This window comes from Leptospira semungkisensis, assembly GCF_004770055.1.
In the GTDB taxonomy this organism is placed as follows: domain Bacteria; phylum Spirochaetota; class Leptospiria; order Leptospirales; family Leptospiraceae; genus Leptospira_B; species Leptospira_B semungkisensis.
The window spans coordinates 1-577 of record NZ_RQEP01000011.1 but is presented as its reverse complement, the minus strand read 5'-3'; the positions used below and the strand labels follow the sequence as shown (position 1 = coordinate 577).

Below are 577 nucleotides of genomic sequence, written 5' to 3'. Positions count from 1 at the left end.
GTCTCTTGTTTCCTTCGAGTGGGCATCTCTTCTATTCATTCCGTTTTTGATCGGGATGATCCGTTTTGCTACTGTCGCATACGCGGTTGAGAATGGAACTTCCTTCGGAGGAATGGGAGCTGCAAGAGAAGCACTTCTGTTCATTTTCGGGGAACCGATCATGATACTTATCCTAGTAGTATTCGAATCCAATGTGGTATTCCAAGCGAACTTTGCGAATCTTTCCTTCGGAATTCTATTCTTCTTGGGTGCAACATTAATCGTATTGTCTGAACTTTCTAAGCCTCCATTCGACGATCCTCGTACTCACTTAGAATTAACCATGGTTCATGAGGCGATGCTTTTAGAAGCTTCCGGAAGAACCCGAGCATTGTTCGAACTCGCTCACCAGTTCAAGACTGCATCTCTTTTCCTTCTTCTTACCAAACTTGGATTGGAACATGTGGAAGTCTTCTTCGGACTAGTTGCGTTTCCGATCTGGAAAGAACTCGCAGCATTCGGCGGAGCCATTCTATTCTCCGCTCTTATAGGTTATTGGGAATCGAATAGCACTCGCAGAAAATGGATCTGGATCCCT

General features: G+C 44.9%; 1 protein-coding gene. It reads left to right on the top strand.

Annotated features, from left to right (window positions below):
• A partial coding sequence (locus tag EHO59_RS09570) for an NADH-quinone oxidoreductase subunit H (protein WP_210413060.1) occupies window positions 1-577 on the top strand: 577 nt, incomplete at both ends.